Below are 2,738 nucleotides of genomic sequence, written 5' to 3'. Positions count from 1 at the left end.
GGCGCCGCGTCGGCGGCCGGACCGCCGCCCGGTGACGCGGCGCCGGGCCGCGGGCCACGGCCGGTGCTGCGGCGCGGGACGGCCGCGCGGGCCGGGCTCCTCGAGGACCGGCTCGCGGAGATCACCGCGGTGGCCGAGCGGTACCTGGGCCCCTCCCCCACCCACCCGTACTGGGCGGGCGCGGTGGTGCTCGCCGGACGCGGCAGGACCGTGGCGCTGGAGACCGCGGTCGGCAAGGCGGTCCGGTACGCCGACTACGACGCGGCCGCCGGCCGGGCCGTGGAGTTCCCGCCGCAGGAGCAGATCGACGCCACCCCGGACACCGTGTACGACCTGGCCTCCCTGTCCAAGCTGTTCACCTCGCTGCTGGTGGTGCAGCAGCTCGAGCGCGGCCGGATCGAGCTGGAGGCCCCCGCCGCGCGGTACGTCCCGGAGTTCGCCGGCGGCGGCAAGCAGGACGTCACGGTCCGTCACCTGCTGACGCACACCTCGGGGATGCCCGCCTGGATCGCCCTGTACCGGTTGCCCGACCGCGAGGCGATGCTCGAGGCGCTGTGGGCGGTGGCGCCCACGAATCCGCCGGGCACCGTCTACCGGTACTCGGACCTCAGCCTGATCACCCTCCAGCTGGTGCTGGAGCGGGTGACCGGCAAGCCGCTGGACGTGCTGCTCGCCGAGGAGCTCACCGGCCCGCTGGGCCTGACCCGCACCCGCTACAACCCGCCCGCCGACTGGCGGCCGCGGATCGCCGCCACGGAGGTGTCCCGCCCGCCGTGGGCGGGCCTGGACCGGGGCCTGGTGTGGGGCGAGGTGCACGACGAGAACGCCTACGCCATGGGCGGCGTGGCCGGTCACGCCGGGGTCTTCTCCTGCGCCTGGGACCTGGCGGTGCTGGCCCGCACGCTGCTCGACGGCGGCGCGTACGGCGGGGTCCGGATCCTGTCGGAACGGTCGGTGGAACTGCTGTTCTCCGACTTCAACACCGGCTTCCCCGGCAACAGCCACGGACTCGGCTTCGAGCTGGACCAGCACTGGTACATGGGCGCCATGGCCACCCCGCGCACCGCCGGACACACCGGTTTCACCGGCACCTGCATCGTGCTCGACCCCACCACCGACTCGTTCCTGATCCTGCTGGGCAACTCGGTGCACCCCGTGCGCACCTGGCGTTCCGGATCGGCGCCGCGGCAGGCGGCGGGCGAACGGATGGCCCGCGCGGTCCCGGTGCCGCCCGCCCACGGGGCCGCCGCCTGGTTCGGCGGCATGACCCCCGCCGCGGACGCGGTGCTGACCCTGCCCGCGCTCGACACCTCGGCGGGCGCCCGGCTCACCGGCGACCTGTGGTGGGACACGGAGGCCCCGCACGACGTGCTGCGCGCCGAGGTCTCCACGGACGGCGGCGCCACCTGGCGTGCCCTGCCGTTCGCCACCCGGGCCCCGCGCGCCGAGGAGGACGTGGCGCGCGCCGACGGCCGGGTGTCCGGCTTCAACGGCCGGGTCTGGCACCGCTTCGCCGCCGGTCTGCCGTCCTCCGCGGCCACCTCGGTGCGCTGGCGGTACACCACCGACGCGCGGTACGTCGGCCGCGGGGTCTACGTGGGCGCGCAGAAGGTCACCGCCGGGGACACCCTGCTGTACGCCGACGCCCGTCCGGCCGACCGGGCCCGGGTGACGGCGGACGGCTGGACGCGGGAGCGGGACTGAGCGTCAGGTCAGGCGGCTCAGCTCCTCCATGGCTCCCCGTTCCAGGCGCGAGAGGCCGAGCAGCAGGTCGCCCGCCTCGGCGAGGTACCGCTCCTCCTCCGTCCGGCCGGCGGTGGTGATCAGTTCGGCCACGTGCGTCCACCCGGCGGCGGCCTCGGCGTAGAGCCCGAGGCCGGTGCGCAGCCGGGCGCTGCCGAGCGACTCGGCGCACTCGGCGAGGAAGTCGCGGTAGAGGTTGCGGAACAGGGCGCCGCCGGTGCCGCCCTTCTCCATCAGGAGGGCGGCCCGGGGCAGGTCCCGTCCGGGGTCGTCGGTGCGGTCGAGCCAGGTGCGCACCAGTTTCCCGGCCTTCGCGATCCCCCGGTGGCCGAGGTTGGCGATGGGCGGGTTCAGGAAGGCGTCGGCGCACGCGGTGACGGCGGGCACGATCCGGCTCCGCGGGGCGGGCGCGTTCCGGGGGACGGCGAGGGTGAACGACCGGTGCCTGGCCGTCATCGGGCCGCGCTCGGCGCGGGCCCTGGCGAGGGCGTCCAGGCCGGTGGAGACCGCACCGCCCTGCTGGTCTGTGTCCACCAGGTGGGCCTGGTGGTCGTCGTAGCCGTACAGGGCGACGACGTGACCGCCGAAGTGGACCCTGGTGCTGAAGTGGTCGAGGTGGTAGCTGTCCAGCTGCAGCCCGACCGGGCGGCCGGCGTCGACGGCGGCCGCGACGTTCTCCCACGCCTTGCGCGGGGAGGCCGTCTCCCGGACGTCGAGCTCCCAGCCGAGGTTGGCGGCCAGGTTCCTGGTGAGCTCGAAGGGCTTGACCCGTCCCCCGAGGAAGGGGAAGCCCATGGCCCTGCTGTCCCAGTAGACGAAGGACAGACCGGAGCCGAGGCCGAACAGCATGGGCTCCGACAGGTCGAGTCCCTGGTGCCGCAGCAGGACCCCCAGGGTCGACGTCTCGCAGTGCCGCGTACCGCGGGGATCGATGTCTTCGACGGTGGTCACCCGGCCATGTTGCCGCGCCGGAAGGCCGCGCGCCGGGTGCTCCC

At 75.1% G+C, this 2,738-nt stretch carries 2 protein-coding genes; one reads left to right on the top strand and one right to left on the bottom strand.

Annotated elements, in window-relative coordinates:
* Positions 1-1,704: serine hydrolase domain-containing protein (locus A2U95_RS22555; protein ID WP_166026141.1), on the top strand; the 1,704-nt coding region annotated here is incomplete at its 5' end.
* A gap of 3 nt (positions 1,705-1,707) precedes the next feature.
* Here A2U95_RS22555 and A2U95_RS22550 read toward each other — a convergent pair.
* Complete coding sequence (locus A2U95_RS22550) at positions 1,708-2,694, bottom strand: BtrH N-terminal domain-containing protein (protein WP_166026139.1); 987 nt, start codon at positions 2,692-2,694, stop codon at positions 1,708-1,710.
* Positions 2,695-2,738: the final 44 nt, after the last annotated feature.

Origin of the sequence: Streptomyces chilikensis, assembly GCF_001642695.1 — a bacterium.
In the GTDB taxonomy this organism is placed as follows: domain Bacteria; phylum Actinomycetota; class Actinomycetes; order Streptomycetales; family Streptomycetaceae; genus Streptomyces; species Streptomyces chilikensis.
This window is presented reverse-complemented; position numbering and strand designations above follow the sequence as displayed.